The 15,579-nt window shown below is 48.0% G+C and carries 15 protein-coding genes; 5 read left to right on the top strand and 10 right to left on the bottom strand.

The features are described from left to right. Nucleotides 1–121: 121 nt before the first annotated feature. From FHP88_RS03235 to FHP88_RS03215, 5 genes are all read right to left on the bottom strand, one after another. Complete coding sequence (locus FHP88_RS03235) at nucleotides 122–493, bottom strand: MmcQ/YjbR family DNA-binding protein (protein ID WP_144357550.1); 372 nt, start codon at nucleotides 491–493, stop codon at nucleotides 122–124. 51 nt (nucleotides 494–544) lie between these two features. Next, nucleotides 545–1,039, bottom strand: coding sequence for a pyridoxamine 5'-phosphate oxidase family protein (locus FHP88_RS03230; protein ID WP_144357549.1), 495 nt, complete (start codon nucleotides 1,037–1,039; stop codon nucleotides 545–547). Between the two features lie 10 nt (nucleotides 1,040–1,049). Beyond that, the gene (locus FHP88_RS03225) at nucleotides 1,050–1,670 is read right to left on the bottom strand and encodes a DUF1294 domain-containing protein (RefSeq protein WP_313957277.1); all 621 of its coding nucleotides are present in this window, start codon (nucleotides 1,668–1,670) and stop codon (nucleotides 1,050–1,052) included. 79 nt (nucleotides 1,671–1,749) lie between these two features. Next, complete coding sequence (locus tag FHP88_RS03220; protein WP_144357548.1) at nucleotides 1,750–2,166, bottom strand: VOC family protein; 417 nt, start codon at nucleotides 2,164–2,166, stop codon at nucleotides 1,750–1,752. 27 nt (nucleotides 2,167–2,193) lie between these two features. After that, on the bottom strand, nucleotides 2,194–2,739 hold the full coding sequence (locus tag FHP88_RS03215) for a hypothetical protein (protein WP_144357547.1): 546 nt from the start codon (nucleotides 2,737–2,739) through the stop codon (nucleotides 2,194–2,196). A gap of 334 nt (nucleotides 2,740–3,073) precedes the next feature. Between FHP88_RS03215 and FHP88_RS03210 the strand changes: the two genes are divergently transcribed. The 4 genes from FHP88_RS03210 (at nucleotide 3,074) to FHP88_RS03195 (ending at nucleotide 6,773) form a co-directional block, all read left to right on the top strand. Next, nucleotides 3,074–3,745: an OmpA family protein gene (locus tag FHP88_RS03210; protein ID WP_144357546.1), complete on the top strand. Its 672-nt coding sequence runs from the start codon at nucleotides 3,074–3,076 to the stop codon at nucleotides 3,743–3,745. A 380-nt stretch (nucleotides 3,746–4,125) separates the two neighbouring features. Further along, nucleotides 4,126–5,394, top strand: coding sequence for a 2Fe-2S iron-sulfur cluster-binding protein (locus FHP88_RS03205; protein WP_144357545.1), 1,269 nt, complete (start codon nucleotides 4,126–4,128; stop codon nucleotides 5,392–5,394). A gap of 9 nt (nucleotides 5,395–5,403) precedes the next feature. Further along, the gene (locus FHP88_RS03200) at nucleotides 5,404–5,982 is read left to right on the top strand and encodes a hypothetical protein (RefSeq protein WP_144357544.1); all 579 of its coding nucleotides are present in this window, start codon (nucleotides 5,404–5,406) and stop codon (nucleotides 5,980–5,982) included. Beyond that, nucleotides 5,979–6,773, top strand: a complete 795-nt coding sequence (locus FHP88_RS03195) for a cytochrome c3 family protein (protein ID WP_186297579.1) — start codon at nucleotides 5,979–5,981, stop codon at nucleotides 6,771–6,773. The genes FHP88_RS03200 and FHP88_RS03195 overlap by 4 nt, the downstream gene beginning before the upstream one ends. A gap of 81 nt (nucleotides 6,774–6,854) precedes the next feature. Here FHP88_RS03195 and FHP88_RS03190 read toward each other — a convergent pair whose 3' ends face one another. The 4 genes from FHP88_RS03190 to FHP88_RS03175 form a co-directional block, all read right to left on the bottom strand. After that, entirely contained in the window at nucleotides 6,855–7,781 is a 927-nt protein-coding gene (locus FHP88_RS03190) for an aldo/keto reductase (protein WP_144357542.1), read from the bottom strand. Nucleotides 7,782–7,791: 10 nt separating this feature from the next. Beyond that, nucleotides 7,792–9,096 carry an NTP/NDP exchange transporter gene (locus FHP88_RS03185; RefSeq protein WP_144357541.1) on the bottom strand — a complete coding sequence of 435 codons (1,305 nt, stop codon included), beginning with the start codon at nucleotides 9,094–9,096 and terminating at the stop codon, nucleotides 7,792–7,794. Nucleotides 9,097–9,135: 39 nt separating this feature from the next. Continuing rightward, nucleotides 9,136–10,146, bottom strand: a complete 1,011-nt coding sequence (locus FHP88_RS03180; protein WP_144357540.1) for a peptidoglycan DD-metalloendopeptidase family protein — start codon at nucleotides 10,144–10,146, stop codon at nucleotides 9,136–9,138. 274 nt (nucleotides 10,147–10,420) lie between these two features. After that, nucleotides 10,421–11,008 carry an RBBP9/YdeN family alpha/beta hydrolase gene (locus FHP88_RS03175; RefSeq protein WP_186297578.1) on the bottom strand — a complete coding sequence of 196 codons (588 nt, stop codon included), beginning with the start codon at nucleotides 11,006–11,008 and terminating at the stop codon, nucleotides 10,421–10,423. A 515-nt stretch (nucleotides 11,009–11,523) separates the two neighbouring features. Between FHP88_RS03175 and pckA the strand changes: the two genes are divergently transcribed. Then, nucleotides 11,524–13,143, top strand: a complete 1,620-nt coding sequence (gene pckA / locus FHP88_RS03170; protein WP_144357538.1) for a phosphoenolpyruvate carboxykinase (ATP) — start codon at nucleotides 11,524–11,526, stop codon at nucleotides 13,141–13,143. A gap of 105 nt (nucleotides 13,144–13,248) precedes the next feature. Here pckA and FHP88_RS03165 read toward each other — a convergent pair whose 3' ends face one another. After that, nucleotides 13,249–15,423, bottom strand: a complete 2,175-nt coding sequence (locus FHP88_RS03165) for a malate synthase G (RefSeq protein WP_144357537.1) — start codon at nucleotides 15,421–15,423, stop codon at nucleotides 13,249–13,251. Nucleotides 15,424–15,579: the final 156 nt, after the last annotated feature.

The following is a 15,579-nucleotide window of genomic DNA, read 5'->3' as shown; positions in this document are numbered from 1 at the left end:
AGTTTCCACTATCAATAGCCAATATGCCCATTAGAATATCGATGACGACTCATTGTAAAAAGCCAACTATCATGAGTGTGGCGTTGATCTGAGGCGATATCGACGACGTCTTTAGCGGCTATCAGGTGGCTGGGTCGACTTCATCATTCAGCTGCTTTTTATCGGCCTTGGGTAACTTGCTGACCACCAACTCATAGGATTTTTCTAATAGCTCTACAAGTAGCTCATCAGCCAAATCCCCAGAGAGTGAAATGGTTATCCAGTGTTTTTTATTCATGTAGTAGCCAGGAATGACCGACTCAAACTGGCTGACCAGCACTTCCCCTTCGCTTGGTACGCATTTTAAGGTAACCCTGGATGTTGCTTCGTTTTGTGATACCAGGGCAAACATCTTTCCCATGACTTTAAATACAAGCGCATCAGGCCCAAATGGATAGCTTCCCTTAGATCCTTTAAATTGTGATAGGGCCGTTTCGACGGCTTGTTTTTCCATGGTCGTATCCCCTTGGCGTGCTCATTTTATAGTTAATGTACTGTCCCTGATTTATGCATTCCAAGTTTCTCTGGTCATTTCGCCTATGTGGACAGGAATAATCTTGTGGAATTCAATGTCACGGACCATCTTCATGTTGGCCCACATCAGGGCATGCCCTTTACTGAAACTGACGCTCTTGACCCGTTTTTGCCAGATCGCAATTTCTGTAGTCGTCGCTTCTCGCCGTTGTCCTGCCGTTCCGTAAAGCCGAACAGCCGGTGGAGCAGAAAACTTTCCCTTGATCAAAGCCTTAAGCCAAAACCAGCGCCCACTATTGACCGCTAGCACACAAATCTGCTTGTTCGATGCATAGTGATTTGGCAATGTTGAGGTGAACTCCTCAAAATAGAACCCCTTTCCGGGTTGGCCGAGGATCAGCGAGCCAATCGGTGTGACATGGGGTTCACCGGATGCAGATACAGTTGCAATCGAATAATGAAAGGAAGTCTTAAAGGATGCCCGAAAAAGTGTTTTTACAGCTTTCCAGTTTTTAATAATATCCATGGCCGAATGCTCATATGACTCGATTGATAAAAGACTTTAGCACAACAGAACCGGTGGATGTATGAATCCACATGAAGAGTGCGCAGTTAAGCAATACTGTCAGCCAGAAAGTAAATTGAAAGGATTGCTTGCTGGATTTATGTCGGAGTCGCTGTTGTGCAATGAGTGCCCCGGGCCAGCCTCCGGCAAGTGATAACAAATGCAGAGTTCGCTCTTCGGTTCTCCATGCGCCACTCTTAGCGGCCGACTTATCTAGCGCATATAGGATGAACGTAAAAATACTGACAGCCAGGTAAAGTGCGAATATTGGAAGGGGTGTTCTGGCTGTGGCGGCTGAGAGCCCAACAACGGCCAGAAAAACAACAGCGAACAGTATGGAAAAAACACCAGACCTGGATCGCTTACCTATTTGACCTCTATCGCCTGCCAAGATGGCTTGAGTTGCGCAGGGCCTGCCTTGCTTGTCTGTTGAGAGGGTGTAGGTGACTATTTGGCCAATTTCAGGGCGGCGATTGCGATGATTGAACGCCTTGATATGAATGAAAACCTGTTTGCCTCCAGTATTGGGTATCAAAAAGCCAAAACCTCTGTCGTCATTCCATGCCGTTATTTTTCCTTTACTCCGCATCATAGTTGTCCGATGTCATCAGTTTTATGGGAAGTCTAATGGTGATCTATCGTTACGGCTTTATGGGATAATGTCTAATCTTTCACTCAGCGCTGTTGGTGGGTGGCCCTTTCAGTTCAACCACATTGCCTTCAGGGTCAGTGAGATAGAGAGAAGGGCCTACACCTTCAGCGCCATAGCGTTGTTCGACGCTGCCAACCTCGATATCAAATTCTTCAAGATGGGCACGTATGGCCGATTCTTCAAACGGATCGATACGCAGACAAAAATGCGCCATATTACGCCCCTCCTTACCAGGTGCCATACCACCTTCTCTACCAAGTTGACCATCGATAGGCACAAGATCAATGAGTGAGCGACCAGCGCGTAATTGAACGAGACCTATATCATCTTTGCACCTTTCCATCGTACAACCCAGAGCGCTGCAATAAAAGTGCAGCATGGCATCAAGATCAGAAATGCGTAGCACGAGATGGTCGATATCGCGAATATGAATCATTGAATCTCCTTATGTTTGTAGTGGCACTTAACTATCAAAAGTAAACAAAAGATAAAAAAGTAACAGTGAATATAGGATGCAAATAAAAAAGAAATTTGTTAATGCTGATGCACTGCCAATTAGCCCAAAGAGTAGAAACAGGAGAAGTGCCGTCATCGAGAGTGCCACTTTCCAGTACTCCCAGTTATTGACAATATCATTGCTGATTAATCCGACCGCTGGAATAAAGATCAGCAGGATATATACGGCATCCAGGTTCGCCGGATGATCGCCTACGAGACCTAGATTATAAAAAGCAAGAAATATAATCAGGACATCGATAAGATCAAGTGCAAAAGAGCTTTTGCGGTAATTTGAAACAAATTTGCTTCGATAAAGATTGGTGAAAGGCACAAAGAAATAGAGTAAATACCAGGTAGCCAGATAGAAGATGGGCTCCTCTAGTAACCCGATCAAGTGATCTTTATCAATGTAGTTAACAACAAACTCAGAAAACCAGAGGAGTGCTGCTCCCAGAAATGCCGGGTAAATTAAACCCTTTGTCAAATTGAGAAGATGGGACGCTTTTTCCATGTTATCAACCCAAATTAATGATGTAAGGGTGCATTAGGGATAGTATCGGGTGAATATTACCGCTGACATAGAATTATAGAAAAATATTGGGGGCAGTGTGAGAATTGTGCAGTGGGTATAATCTGCCCTGGCCACTTTTTCCATGTGGTATGTTGTAAATGCCATCATCTATTTGGCATAAGTGTGAAGTCCTATCTACTTGCGTGAAAGAATTTATGCGATTATCGCTAATATGACAGGATATTTATTGTGACCGGATATATTGCTAACAGATCTTAGTGGTAACGCATGATGAACTATCTTTGGGTTCTCTTCGCAAGCTATTGGAGTGTTTATGAATAAGAAAATACTAACCTGCAGTTTGGTCGCCTCGGTAATCATGATTCAGGCCTGCACGACCGTCGATCCCTATACCCGAGAAGAGAAGACATCCAGTGCTACAAAAGGGGCTGCCATCGGTGCGGCTGTTGGTGCTGTATTAGGCATCGCTACATCAAAAGATAAGAAAAAGAGAAAAGAGCGGGCGCTAAAGGGTGCGGGTATCGGTGCGATTGCCGGTGGTGGTGTGGGCTATTATATGGATGTTCAGGAGGCCAAGCTTCGCCAGCAGTTGGAGAATACTGGTGTGAGTGTGACGCGGGATGGCAATAACATCATCTTGAATATGCCCAGTAATATCACTTTCGCTGTAGATCGGTCAGATGTGAATCCAAATTTTGTCGAAACACTCGGTTCAGTAGGTCTCGTATTAAAAGAGTATAAATCAACAATGATTGAAGTGGCGGGGCACACAGACAGTACGGGTTCAGATGCCTATAATCAGGATTTGTCACAGCGGCGCGCCAATGCCGTCAGTAATATATTAATTGCCAATGGCGTTCAAGCTGTTCGTATCGATAGCGTTGGCTACGGTGAAACTCGCCCAATTGCCAGTAATAGTAACGCCACAGGTCGACAACAGAATCGTCGGGTAGAGCTGACACTCTTGCCCTATACAGGACAATAAGTAGCTAAATAATAAACCCCCACTGAAATTGTTACAGTGGGGTCATCAAGATCAGCTGCCATCCCGCCTTTCTGCTAACAAATCTCTATACAATAACAATTCTTATTTCTGGTTTCTTTGGGAGGTATGATCGTAACAATTACCTAACCCCATTTTTATTAAATAGGCTGCAATATTTCATCACATCATCCATTAGCCCCTATCTTGATTCATTCTGTTCAAAGAACCACTTGCAAGTGATGCAGGTCACTTGCTACAGACAAACAGCGATCATTTCCCCAACCATTTGGTCGGTATTTTCAGCTTCATTTCATAAAGCCCATGCTAAGTTTAGCTAACGAAAAGACCATGCTTCGTAATGTGGATAAGGATGCGCTTACATGACAATCGGATACCTAGCATTAATCATATTTGTTGTGATCCTTGCCCAAGTCGGCATGAGTATGATGCTCGGTCTCTATCGCCGGCACAGGACGTTTAAAAATAAAGCTGGCGAGTCTGCCTTTGAGACAGAACATGCCGATAGTCAGGGCGCTGCATTGCTAAATGAAGACACTGGATGGAAAGGGTTTAGGGAATTTATTGTAATACGTCGACAGATTGAAGACACACAGGCATCAATCTGTTCATTCTATCTTAAACCCATTGATGGCCAACCCCTGCCGCAATTCAAGCCGGGGCAATTTCTTACTTTCAAGCTTTTGATTCCGGACCTTGCCACCGGCCAGGAAAAAACGGTCATACGTTGTTACTCTCTTTCTGATAACTACCATCCCGATTATTATCGGGTCTCTATCAAACGGGTACCGTCTCCAGACAACCGGCCAGAGCTTTCTCCCGGTGTTTCATCAAACTATTTTCATGATCATGTGGAGGAGGGGGCACGCCTACAAATTCGCGCACCCTCTGGCCACTTCCATCTGATAGAAGAGGAAGCGCTGCCAGTGGTGTTGATTGGTGGTGGGATCGGCATCACTCCAATGCTCAGTATACTTAATACTTTACTGGAGAGTGGCAGTCAGAGAGAAATCTGGTTGTTCTATGGTGTACGTAATAGCAGTGAATTGGTGATGCAAGAGCATCTTCGTTCACTGGCCAAAGCGCATAGCCGTTTTCATTTACATTGCTGTTTTAGCCGTCCTACTGTACAGGAGGTGGAGGGCGTTGATTATCAGCACAGGGGACGAGTGGATATCTCTCTCTTACGTGCCACACTTAAGCTTCAGCGTTATCAATTTTATATCTGTGGTCCCAAACCAATGATGGAGACATTGGTTCCTGGTTTATCAGAGTTAGGCGTGCAGAGCCGGGATGTCTATTACGAATCTTTCGGTCCCGCCACACTGGTACGACAAGTCAGAGTGAAAACTAAAGCCAGTCAATCGGTAGATAAGGATATCAATATTACCTTTAGCAAATCTGGGAAGAAAATTACCTGGGATCAGAATGCAGAGTCACTGCTGGAGTTTGCTGAAGCTCAGGGCATCGATGTCCAATCCGGTTGTCGTGCCGGTAGTTGCGGTAGCTGTCAAACGGCTATTGAATCGGGTGAAGTAGAATATAGTCAGCAGGCGGATGCCGATGTGGAATCAGGCAACTGCTTATTGTGTATAACCAGACCAAAAAATAATCTGACACTGGCAGCTTAGAGAATCATCATGCAACGCTCACTCATAAGAAAAGAAGTTATGCCATTCCTGCTGATGTTCGGCGCTCTGATCTTGGCTACCATCATATCAGATGCCCTATTGCATCAGTTTGAACTTGCCTGGATCGGACGCTGGCTTGGCATACCTGGAACTCTGTTGATTCTCTCGTCATTTATATACTCACTACGCAAGCGAAAAAAGATCAGCTTTGGTAAACCAAAAACACTGCTGACGATACACGAAACCCTGACATGGATTGGCGCGCTGTTTATTCTAGTACATGCCGGGATTCACGTTTATGCCATTCTGCCCTGGCTCGCGTTGATAGCCATGTTAACTAACGTCATCAGTGGTATGACGGGTAAATACCTTCTTGATCGTTCTAAACGTTTCCTTGCCGAAAAAAAGGAGATTTATAATCAACAAGGGTTTTCTGCTGAAGAAGTAGATAAAAAACTCTTTTGGGATGCCACAACTTACGATTTGATGAAGCAGTGGCGTACCATTCATTTACCGATCACGCTTGCTTTTGCTGTACTGGGTTTGACACATATTCTTAGCATCTTTCTTTTCTGGCAATGGAAATGAATAAAAAACGAATCACCTTTATTGTTGCGCTGAACTTGATTGTACTCGTTCTGTTGGCAATCTTTGCACCACACCTAATGATCAGTCCGGGAAAACCTGTTGAGGCACATATTGAACTTGCAAACGACTGCTTTGCCTGCCATACCCCTTTCATCGGCAGCACGGCTCAGCAGTGCATTTCCTGTCATTCGGTCGCTGATATCGGTATCAAGACAACCAAAGGGGTCATAATTGATAAAGAGCAGAAGAATGTCGCATTTCATCAGAAGTTGGTCGAGGATGATTGCGTTGCGTGCCATAGCGAACACAAGGGTGTTCAGCCATTCAGGCCCATTGGACAGTTTTCCCATGAGCTTCTGCAAACTTCAGTACAGGATCAGTGTGACAGCTGCCACAGCAATCCAGGGGATGCGTTCCACCTAAAGATCACGGGTAACTGTGCACAGTGTCATAGCAATGATGCATGGCTCCCGGCCACGTTCGAGCACGACAAGTATTTCCGTTTTGACCGTGATCACACAACGGAATGTGCAACCTGTCATATTAATAACGACTATACGAAATACACCTGCTATGGATGTCATGAACACTCTCGTTCAAAAATCCGTGAGGAGCATTTTGAAGAGGGTATCAGGGACTATGAAAATTGTGCTGAATGCCATCGCAGTGGTGATGAAGATGAAGCCAAAAGAATTTGGCGGTCAGGAGGCTATAAAAGCGAAATGCAGCGGCAACTGAACTCGGAAGGATTTGATCAGCGTAATTACAGAAGACGAGACCATGATGATTAATCTCGCGTATAAAGTAAGTATAGAATAGTTAGGGCGTCTATATTGTCACTAAGGGCGCGCACGCTTCCCTCTTTAAAAAGCCTAAATCGATCCAAGGTACTTGATCATCATTTCGCGTTGCTTCTTATTTGGTAGTCGACCTTTGCCGGCCTGCATATTGTCAATCATATGCTTTGCTTTAGTGGTAGCCGGTATGGCGCAGGTCACTGCAGGGTGTGATACGGCAAACTTTAGAAAGTATTGTCCCCAACTGTTGCAGTCAAACTCCTTTGCCCATTCCGGGAGTGCTTTGCCCTTGACTTGGCGGAAAAGTGAGCCACGCTGATAGGGACGGTTAATGATGACAGCGATACCCCGTTCTTGTGCCAAGGGTAATAAATTGGACTCCACCTCGCGGTCACCGATGTTGTATGTCAATTGAAGAAAATCAAAGTCATGCTGTTTAAGGATACGTTCCAGTTGATTGTGTGATCTGCCATGTGAAGTGGTGATACCGGTATAACGGATCTTCCCATCGGTTTTCAGCTGGTTAAGTGTCTCCAGATGGTTTTGCCAATCCACCAGGTTGTGGATCTGCATCAAATCAAACTGTTTGATGCCCCATTGCTGGCGTGATGTTTCCATCTGTTCAATACCCGCCTGCTGTCCGTCAATCCAGACCTTGGTCGCGGAAAACAGCTTTTTATCGCCTTTAATGTTTGGTAGGAGCGTTCCAATGACTTGCTGTGCGGAGCCGTACATGGGTGATGAGTCGATCATGCCGCCCCCCAGATCAAAAAATGTCTGCATCACTTGTTGCAGTTGAGCAAGCAGAGCAGGGTCATTACGTGCTTCAAAGGTGCGGGATGTGCCCATGCCGATTACAGGGAGCTGTTCTCCACTCTTTGGAATAGTTTTATAGATCTGTTGATCAGCTGCGAATGTCTCTATTGGCAGGACAAGACCAGCGGCCAAGTAACTACTGAGATAGATGAACTGACGGCGACTTATCAGGTTTTTGTCAATCATATTATTTGCCTCATTTAACGTGGGCCACTTCAGCCTTTATTTGCTGTTCTCTGCCGAGCTTGTAGGCGACCCATGCCCATACTAGTGCCAGTGGTACTGCAATGAATGCAATCCCAGACAGGCTGATACCCAGGGTGCGCATGCCACTGTAGATCCAGGCACTGACGGCATCACCTGTTCGGTAAACAACCGTGTCGATGACATTTTTTGCCTTATACTTCTCCTCTTTGCTGAGTACTACATAGAGCATCTCCCGGGCCGGACGCATGATGGCGTAGTTGCCTGCCCGACGTATCACCTGGACGATAATTAACAGGGATAGTATGGGTGCAAATCCCAACAGTATGAATCCTATGGCAAGCAAAAGTGGAATAAGTGCCAGTACAACGGGTAGATTGAGCCACTTTATCAGTCGGCTGGTGAGGAATAGTTGCAGTATGAGGGTGAGTGCGTTGACTGCCAGATCTATTTGGGCAAACAGTGCTGTGCGTTGAGCTGAATCAACCAGGGCATCTCGAATGATCTGTGCCTGCATCAGGTACAGAAATGTTGCTAATGTGGTGAAGAGCAACATCAATAGGCAGATCCCCAGTAGATAAGGTGACCGGATGACCAGTCGTATACCGTCCCAGATACTCCCGCCAATGGCCTCTTCCTCTACATTTTTCGTGGCGTCAGTTGGCTCGGGAGATTGTGTTTTAGACCAGCGTGATAGCCGGATGATGCAGAGAATCGCCCATGAGAGAAAGAGTGCAGAGATTAACAGCAGATTTCTGGGACCGATCGGTTCAACCAGCAGTGTGGTAATGGCCGGGCCGGCAAGAGCGCCTACGGTCCCACCTGCTGCAATAAAACCAAACAGTCGACGGGCCTGCGCATTGCTGTAGATATCGGCCATGAAGCTCCAGAAGACTGAGACAACAAACAGATTGAATACACTGGCCCAGATGAAAAAGGTCCGTGCCATGTATATCGAAATGTTTTGCTCATTCATCAGGGCGTAAAACAGCAACAGTGATCCGATGAAAAATAGGTAGACATAGGGAAGGAACTGCCGGCGTGGAAAGCGTGAACTGACCCAGCCGAATAAAGGAATCGCCGCCGTCATGGCCAACAGGGTGCCCGTGAAGAGCCACTGCAGATTTTCAACGCCCCCCAGGATGCCCATCTCATCTCGCATGGGGCGGATAATGTAATAACTGCAGAGCAAGGCAAAGAAATAGCTGAATGACCAGAGGAGGGCCTGTACTTCATCCGATTCAACCTGGATGCTATTGCGTATTCTTTGGTAAAGACGTGGCCAGATGTGCTTCATGATGTGTCCATGCCATCAAAATGCTAGCGAAGTCTATAGTTACTTTTTTCTGCAGCTATAGGGCCAGATCATTTTGGTATCGGCGGGATAGTATTCGCCACTGTCCAGTTTGTATGAAATGGCAATCATTTTTTCTACCTCCGGTAGCGCCCGCATTGAGTGTGAGTCAAACGGAGGCTGTTTTCGGTACAGGGCGATCGGATCCATCCAGTGAGCCTCAAAGGGAACCAATATATTGCCAGTGTCGTAGTATTTTTCACTGATTGAGTAGAGGATGTCGTAGTGTGTTACCGATCGACGGGGGCGTTTACAGGGTATTCCTTTTAATTCACAACCCTGTACACCGGTATTACCTGTCTCGCCAATAACCTCCCCCATTTTTATCTGCTGCCCTTTTATCAACTTCGGCATACTGTCGAAGTGGGTATAGCGAGAGTATAGGTAGAACGGCAGGCCGCTCTCTTCCGGGGTGTGGCGTAGAACCACTTCGATACCCCGAGGGTTCTTCTTGCCTTCATAAAGGGCGATCACTTCACCATCCATGATGGCCAATACCGGTGTGCCAAAGGGGGCGGGCAGGTCAATTCCGCCGTGATAGGATTCTTTTGGTCTTACCGGTGTGTAATCCTTTCCATACCACTCATCAATGCCGCGACAGATCACATCATCACGCCAGATGGGCTTAAGCCCTGTCTCAAACAGTCCGCGACTCTTTTGGTGTATGACATCATCGAGTTTGGAGCGACGAATAGCGGCCATGGAAACAGGGTCAGGTCGGTCTTCGTTATTGCTCTCTTCGGTTTCACCAAAGCGTTGTTTTAGTTCATTCAGTGAAATGGAGCCGTCTTTATCCAGATCGACTTCAGCAAAAATATTTTTTTTACGCCACTCTTTGCGGCTGATCTTGCCGTCCTGATCCTTATCCAGTTTCTCCATGACACTTGCGGATCTATTCTGAGCGAAGGCAACAGTTTGGTAGGTTATTACTGTTCCGATCATGGCAAACAGGAGAATGCGAGCTGAATGTAATCCGGTTTGTGAATTGCGCATCTGGTTGACCTTGTTGTTGTACGCTACTCAAACAGTAGACTATTTTTTACGGGTTGCCATGATCTTGATTAGGGGATACTGGATCGGCTTATCGGGACCCCATCTTTATAGTTTAACCACAAGAATAATAAGTTGGTCAGTATACTTCTTGTAAGCAGTTTTAATTCGATTCCCCCCCCCTGTTTCTTTTTGCATTATTTCGGCCGCAAAAAATCTATCTGCAATCAATGTAAGCCAAGTAGACAGTACAAGAAGAAGGGCCACCCTATAGGGTTTATCCCGTCCTGGTTTTCCCTGATTGGTGTTGCTGAGTATTGAACTGAATAAGTTGGTCGAGCCATTTTAACCCGATTTCCCATTCGCCGAGCCCTGATTCATGGTTGATATGCCCATAGTTGCCGATCTCTTGTATCTGTGCACCGAAGCGTTCTGCTAGCAGGCGTCCCCTTGATAAGGCAGCGTAGGGATCATTGTTACTCAATACGGCGATTGCGGGGAAGGGGAGTGGCTCGAGTATTGGGTTGGAAAACCCCTGTATGACTTCTGGTAAATCCGGTCGTTGTACGTCGGGGATGGCGACAAGTAAGGCACCTATAATCCTGTCAGAGGCATATTGGCGGGCCCATTCAGCTACGGTGATGGTGCCTAGGCTGTGGGCGATGAAGATGATAGGGTCTGTGGTGCTGTCTACGGCCCTGTTGAGTGCGATGACCCAGTCATCATGTTCGGGATGATCCCAACTGCTGGGCTGGTTTCGGCGGCTGTTGAGAAGCCGTTTCTCCCAAAGCGTCTGCCAGTGATCGGGGCCAGAATTCTGATAGCCCGGGACGATAATGTAGTGAATTGGGTCGCTTCTATTCATGTTCATCCCTTCCTGGTGAGTGATCAGGTGAGGGTAAAGTATAGGGGCTGTGCATTAAATCACATAAGAATCAAAGGCTATGCGATTAGTCTGTTTCGTTATGTTTAATCAACTGGTTGCCCCTGGTCGACGGGTATAACATAATGGTCCTATAAAGAGGGCTTATCGTTTATATAAAGAAATTAGCCAGTACTACCGTCATTGGGTAATGAAGTTCTTATGCCCCAAGGTGGGCGCTGCATAAGATCCGTGCTTATGCGGTGTGGGGTTTTGTTTTTCGGCGTTTTTTTATAAAAATATCAATTAGATGCGGTTTGATGTGGCCATAAAGCATTCGATGGTATTTTCAGTTTTGAGCGATTAGTGCTGACTGTAGCCAGAATACCGTACATTTAACGGTGATTATGGCGCATCGTTTGAAATAACGGTGGGGTTCGGTGGAAGGAATGCCGAAGACCCAACTGGAATGAATACCGAGACTTATTTTTTAAACTTTCCAGGAGAGAGAAGTGGATATGGCTACCAGTGACCTTGCAGCAAAAGTTGACCTCAGCCAGTATGGCATCAACGATGTTGCTGAAATTGTATACAACCCATCCTACGAACTGTTGTTTGAGGAGGAGACCCGCCCTGACCTTGAGGGTTATGAGAAAGGGGTTGTGACCGAATTGGGCGCTGTGTCCGTCGATACCGGTATCTTTACCGGCCGATCTCCAAAAGATAAATATATTGTCAGTGACGCGATGACCGAGGATACCCTCTGGTGGTCACATCAAGGCAAGAATGACAATAAGACCCTCTCCCAGGAGACCTGGGAAGAGTTAAAAGATCTGGTGACAAAACAGCTCTCCAATAAACGGCTGTTTGTTGTTGATGCCTACTGTGGCGCCAATGTAAATACCCGTCTGGGTGTACGCATTATTACCGAAGTGGCTTGGCAAGCACACTTCGTGAAGAATATGTTTATCCGTCCCAGTGACGAGGAACTGGAAAACTTTAAGCCCGATTTTGTCGTGCTGAACGGTGCCAAGGTGACCAATCCCAACTGGGAGCGTCAGGGCCTCAATAGTGAGAACTTTGTAACCTTCAACATGACCGAGAAGATGCAGCTGATTGGCGGCACCTGGTACGGCGGTGAGATGAAGAAGGGTATGTTCTCGGTGATGAACTTCCTGTTGCCGCTGCGCGGTATTGCCTCCATGCACTGCTCGGCCAATGTGGGTGAAAAGGGGGATGTGGCGATCTTCTTCGGTCTCTCGGGTACGGGTAAGACCACCTTGTCAGCGGATCCGAAGCGGGCTTTGATCGGTGATGATGAGCATGGTTGGGATGATGATGGCATCTTTAATTTTGAAGGTGGCTGTTATGCAAAGACAATCAATCTCAGTAAAGAGAATGAGCCGGATATCTATAACGCGATTAAGCGGGATGCCCTGCTGGAAAATGTTGCAGTAGATGCTGAAGGTAAGATCGACTTCAGTGATGGTTCCAGTACTGAAAATACTCGGGTCAGCTACCCCATCTATCATATTGAGAATATTGTTAAGCCCGTCTCTGCGGCAGGTCATGCACAGAAAGTGATCTTCCTTACTGCTGATGCCTTTGGTGTGTTGCCGCCGGTTTCCAAGTTGACCCCTGATCAGACCGAGTATCACTTCCTGTCGGGTTTCACCGCCAAGTTGGCGGGTACCGAGCGTGGTATCACTGAGCCGACCCCAACCTTCTCGGCCTGTTTCGGTGCGGCATTCCTGAAATTACACCCCACCAAGTATGCCAAGGAGTTGGTCAAACGTATGGTGACGGTGGGTGCGAGCGCCTATCTGGTTAATACGGGCTGGAACGGTTCTGGCAAGCGAATCTCCATCAAAGATACCCGCGCAATCATTGACGCCATCCTGGATGGTTCCATCGAGAGTGCACCAACCAAGAGTATTCCTGTATTTAATCTCGAAGTGCCAACAGCATTGCCGGGTTGTGACAGTGGCATCCTGGATCCTCGTGATACCTACAGTGATGGCGAGGAGTGGGATCGCAAGGCGCAGGATCTGGCTTATCTGTTTGCCGAGAACTTTGGTCGCTATACGGATACCGCCGAAGGCAAGCGCCTGGTGGCGGCCGGTCCTCAGATTGACTAGATAGTGTTGACGCCAATCTTTAGGGTTGGCGTGCAGGCATAAAAAGAAACGCCCGTCATCGACGGGCGTTTCTTTTTTAGCGGTCAGTTACGACCCTGTTTATCGTTACTGGCCATACTTCGCCTTGGCTTCACGGCGGCGGGCATGCAGTACTGGCTCGGTATAACCACTGGGCTGTTCACAGCCTTTGAACACCAGGTCGCAGGCAGCGGCAAAGGCCACGCCGTCAAAATCGGGGGCCATGTTGCGGTAGTTGGGATCGCCGGCATTCTGACCATCCACAATGGGTGCCATACGCTTGAAGGTCGCCATCACCTGCGCTTCTGAACAGATACCATGCCGCAGCCAGTTGGCAATGTGCTGGCTGGAGATACGCAGGGTGGCGCGATCTTCCATCAGGCCGACGTTATTGATATCCGGCACCTTGGAGCAGCCGACGCCCTGGTCGATCCAACGCACCACGTAACCTAAGATGCCCTGAGCATTGTTGTCCAACTCTTGTTGTATCTCTTCTGCGCTGTAGACCTGGTCGCCCTTTAAGGGAATCTGCAGAATCTCATCCAGGCTGGCCATCTTTCGTGATGCCAGTTCGTTCTGACGCTCGGCCACATTCACTTTGTGATAATGGGTAGCATGCAGTGTGGCGGCAGTAGGTGAGGGGACCCAGGCGGTGTTGGCACCGGCCAGTGGATGGGCGATCTTGGCTTCAAGCATGTTGGCCATCTGATCGGGAATGGCCCACATGCCTTTGCCGATCTGAGCCTTGCCGCGCAGGCCGCAACGCAGGCCGTTGTCGACGTTCCAATCTTCATAGGCCTTGATCCAGGGGAGCTGTTTCATCTGCTCTTTACGGGCAACTGGGCCGGCTTCCATGCTGGTGTGAATCTCGTCACCGGTTCGATCCAGGAAGCCAGTGTTGATAAAGACCACGCGTTCTTTGGCAGCATGGATACAGGCCTTCAGGTTTACCGTGGTGCGACGCTCTTCGTCCATGATGCCGACCTTCATGGTGTTGCGGGCCAGTCCAAGGGCATCTTCAATGCGACTGAACAGTTCGCAGGTGAAGGCGACCTCTTCGGGGCCATGCATTTTTGGTTTTACGATATAGATACTGCCTTTGCGGCTGTTGCTGTACTGGCCGTCGCCTTTCAGATCATGCAGGGCAATCAGGGCAGTCATCATGCCATCCATGATGCCTTCCGGGATCTCGTCTCCGTTCTTGTCCAAGATGGCTTCGTTGGTCATCAGATGACCGACATTACGGATAAACAGCAGGCTACGACCCGGCAGGGTGAGGCTGCCGCCATCGACGGTCTGGTAGGTGCGGTCTTTGTTCAGTGCGCGGGTGATGGTCTTGCCACCTTTCTCCATATCCGCCGTCAGATCACCTTTGATCAGGCCCAGCATGTTGCTGTAGACAATCGCCTTGTCTTCCGCATCAACGGCGGTCACTGAGTCTTCACAGTCTTGAATGGTGGTAATCGCCGCTTCCATGATCAGATCATTGATGCCAGCAGGATCGTCTTTGCCAATCATAGAAGTGCGATCGATCTGAATTTCAATGTGCAGGCCGTTATTTTTAAGCAGAATGACATTGGGTGCAGCGGCTCCGCCTGTGAAGCCTGCCAGCTTTTCCGGTTGTGCCAGACCCGTGCTGTTGCCATCACTCAGTGTAACGTTGAGCTTTCCGCCAGTGATTTTGTATCCAGTCGCCTGTTTGTGACTGCCCTGTGCCAGTGGAACGGCTTCGTCGAGCAGCTCTCGGGCGGCTTCGATGACTTTAGCGCCTCGCGCTGGGTTGTAACCGGAGGTGATCGCCAAGTCACCGCTCTGCTCAATGGCATCGGTGCCATAGAGGGCATCATACAGGCTACCCCAGCGGGCGTTGGTGGCGTTCAATGCGTAGCGCGCATTGTTGATCGGGACTACAAGCTGGGGGCCGGCCATCTCGGCAATTTCAGGATCGACATTGTCGGTTTCGATAGTGAAATCGCCCACTTCAGGCAAGAGGTAGCCGATCTCCATCAAAAAAGCCTTATAGGCTGCAGCGTCCAGCGGTTGGCCGGCATGCTGTTGGTGCCACGCGTCGATCTGTTTTTGTAGTTCTTCCCGTTTCGCAAGCAGGGCACGGTTTTTCGGTCCTAGATCGGCGATGATCTGTTCCAGTTGATTCCAGAAGGCTTCGGGGGCTATGCCGGTTCCAGGTGCGATCTGGTTGTCAACTAACTCTTTGATTACATTGGCTATCTGTAGGCCGCCAATCTGTGTACGTGCTGTCATGAATTGCCCTTCTTGCAGTTGTGATACAAATATAAACCCACTATCCGTGCCGGCACCGCGAAAAGAGATTCGCCGCGTTTTGTGGATATGTTTGCCGGAACTGGAAATAACGGTAAATAATCAGTCTATCAAATTCATATATGGAATGTACCCCTA

The sequence above is a fragment of the Sedimenticola selenatireducens genome (assembly GCF_007625115.1).
Classification (GTDB): Bacteria; Pseudomonadota; Gammaproteobacteria; order Chromatiales; family Chromatiaceae; genus Sedimenticola; species Sedimenticola selenatireducens_A.
Note: the sequence above shows the minus strand (reverse complement) of the source record. Positions and strands in the feature narration are given on the sequence as shown.

What these genes read in the sequence shown, in the direction of transcription:
- FHP88_RS03195 (WP_186297579.1), top strand. Translation starts at nt 5,979, where the DNA reads ATGAATAAAAAACGAATCACCTTTATTGTTGCGCTGAACTTGATTGTA.
- FHP88_RS03190 (WP_144357542.1), bottom strand. Translation starts at nt 7,781, where the DNA reads ATGATTGACAAAAACCTGATAAGTCGCCGTCAGTTCATCTATCTCAGT.
- FHP88_RS03165 (WP_144357537.1), bottom strand. Translation starts at nt 15,423, where the DNA reads ATGACAGCACGTACACAGATTGGCGGCCTACAGATAGCCAATGTAATC.
- FHP88_RS03200 (WP_144357544.1), top strand. Translation starts at nt 5,404, where the DNA reads ATGCAACGCTCACTCATAAGAAAAGAAGTTATGCCATTCCTGCTGATG.
- FHP88_RS03235 (WP_144357550.1), bottom strand. Translation starts at nt 493, where the DNA reads ATGGAAAAACAAGCCGTCGAAACGGCCCTATCACAATTTAAAGGATCT.
- FHP88_RS03175 (WP_186297578.1), bottom strand. Translation starts at nt 11,008, where the DNA reads ATGAATAGAAGCGACCCAATTCACTACATTATCGTCCCGGGCTATCAG.
- FHP88_RS03225 (WP_313957277.1), bottom strand. Translation starts at nt 1,670, where the DNA reads ATGATGCGGAGTAAAGGAAAAATAACGGCATGGAATGACGACAGAGGT.
- FHP88_RS03210 (WP_144357546.1), top strand. Translation starts at nt 3,074, where the DNA reads ATGAATAAGAAAATACTAACCTGCAGTTTGGTCGCCTCGGTAATCATG.
- FHP88_RS03215 (WP_144357547.1), bottom strand. Translation starts at nt 2,739, where the DNA reads ATGGAAAAAGCGTCCCATCTTCTCAATTTGACAAAGGGTTTAATTTAC.
- FHP88_RS03220 (WP_144357548.1), bottom strand. Translation starts at nt 2,166, where the DNA reads ATGATTCATATTCGCGATATCGACCATCTCGTGCTACGCATTTCTGAT.
- FHP88_RS03185 (WP_144357541.1), bottom strand. Translation starts at nt 9,096, where the DNA reads ATGAAGCACATCTGGCCACGTCTTTACCAAAGAATACGCAATAGCATC.
- FHP88_RS03230 (WP_144357549.1), bottom strand. Translation starts at nt 1,039, where the DNA reads ATGGATATTATTAAAAACTGGAAAGCTGTAAAAACACTTTTTCGGGCA.
- FHP88_RS03205 (WP_144357545.1), top strand. Translation starts at nt 4,126, where the DNA reads ATGACAATCGGATACCTAGCATTAATCATATTTGTTGTGATCCTTGCC.
- FHP88_RS03180 (WP_144357540.1), bottom strand. Translation starts at nt 10,146, where the DNA reads ATGCGCAATTCACAAACCGGATTACATTCAGCTCGCATTCTCCTGTTT.
- pckA (WP_144357538.1), top strand. Translation starts at nt 11,524, where the DNA reads ATGGCTACCAGTGACCTTGCAGCAAAAGTTGACCTCAGCCAGTATGGC.